This is a genomic window from Holdemanella sp. (assembly GCF_056804935.1).
On record NZ_DBMEXE010000284.1, the window covers coordinates 1 to 1,610 of the forward strand.

The following is a 1,610-nucleotide window of genomic DNA, read 5'->3' on the forward strand; positions in this document are numbered from 1 at the left end:
GTTTTAGTGGATGATAAATTAACAACGAATGAAATTCAGAATATGTGTTCTGAAATAAAAGATTTAAAAGGAGTTCATAACGTATTAGCGTATGAAGAATTTGTGGGTCCAGGACTTGCATCTAACTTTACTCCAAGTGTAGTAAAGGATATTTTCCAAAATGGTGGAAAGAAATTAATTGTTGTGAACAGTGATTATAAAGCTGCAACCGATGAATTAAATACACAATTAGATAAAATGGATACCATCATTCATAAATATGATAAGAAGGCTATGATTGGTGGAGAAGGAAGTATGACACGTGATTTGATCACAACAACAAATACAGACTTTGCGATGGTTAACGTATTATCTGTCATTATGATTTTTATCATTGTTGCCTTAACATTTAAATCATTTGCACTTCCAGTCATTTTAGTACTAACCATTGAATTTGCGATTACAATCAATATGGGTATTCCATTCTTTACAGTAACTACACTTCCATTTATCGCAAGTATGGTTATCGGAACTATTCAATTGGGTGCCACAGTAGACTATGCCATCTTAATGACAACGCGTTTTAAAGAAGAATTATCGCATGGTAAGAAGGTTAAGGAAGCGGCTTTGATTGCGATGGAAAAATCGAGTGTGTCAATTATGACAAGTGGATTCTCATTCTTTGCCGCATGTATCGGTGTAAGCTTTGTAGCTAAGATGGATTTAATTAAATCATTAGTTATCTTATTAGCACGTGGTGCATTAATTTCAGTCGTAAGTATCTTATTAGTATTGCCTTCATTGTTGATTTTCTGCCACAAGTTCATTGAAAAGACGACAAAGAATTGGCCAGAATCAAACATGGAAGCGAAAGGAGAATAAATATGAATTTAAATCATACAGTAAAAGTAGTTGGTAGTGTATTGTTGAGTGCAGTTATGGCAGGAAGTATGATGCCAGTGACTGTATTTGCGCAAAGTAATGATGAAAATCCTACAGAAAAAACAGAAACTGTTTATTCTGTATTAAACTCAGATGGTTCAATCAGTGATACAATCGTATCTAGCTGGTTACATGATGAGGATGGAATAAATAATATTAAAGAAACTTTAAACTTAACAGATGTTAAGAACATTAAATCAAATGAAAAACCTTCAAAAGACGGAAATACATATACATGGAATGCGAAAGGTAATGACGTATACTATGAAGGTACAGCCACAAAACAACTTCCTGTGTCTGTTAAGATTCGTTATGAATTAGATGGCCAAGAAATTTCTGCGAATGATATTCAAGGAAAATCAGGACATTTAAAATTAACTATTTCTTTCACAAATAACTATTCAGAAGTTAAAAATATCAATGGCAAATCCATTGTGATTCACCCTAGTTATTTAGCTGGTGGTATGTTGAATATGAGTACTGGTAAGTTCTCAAATGTGAAGTGTGAATCTGGTAAGATTGTAAATGATGGAACAAATGAAATGTTGGCATTTGCGAATATTCCAGGCTTGAATGAAACATTAAAATCTGCAGGTTTAGATAAAGTAAATAATCAATTAGGAATCAGTGATGATGTAACAGTAGAAGCGGATGTCAATGATTTTGATTTAGGATCTATCATGGTTGGT

Annotated in this window: 1 protein-coding gene and 1 pseudogene; both read left to right on the forward strand. The window is 33.0% G+C overall.

Annotated elements, in window-relative coordinates; all coding sequences use genetic code 11:
* Nucleotides 1-861 (forward strand): MMPL family transporter (locus ACZQCL_RS09365; protein ID WP_482483008.1); only part of this gene is annotated, 861 nt, incomplete at its 5' end.
* A 2-nt stretch (nucleotides 862-863) separates the two neighbouring features.
* Nucleotides 864-1,610: pseudogene (locus ACZQCL_RS09370) on the forward strand (hypothetical protein); the annotation flags it as partial.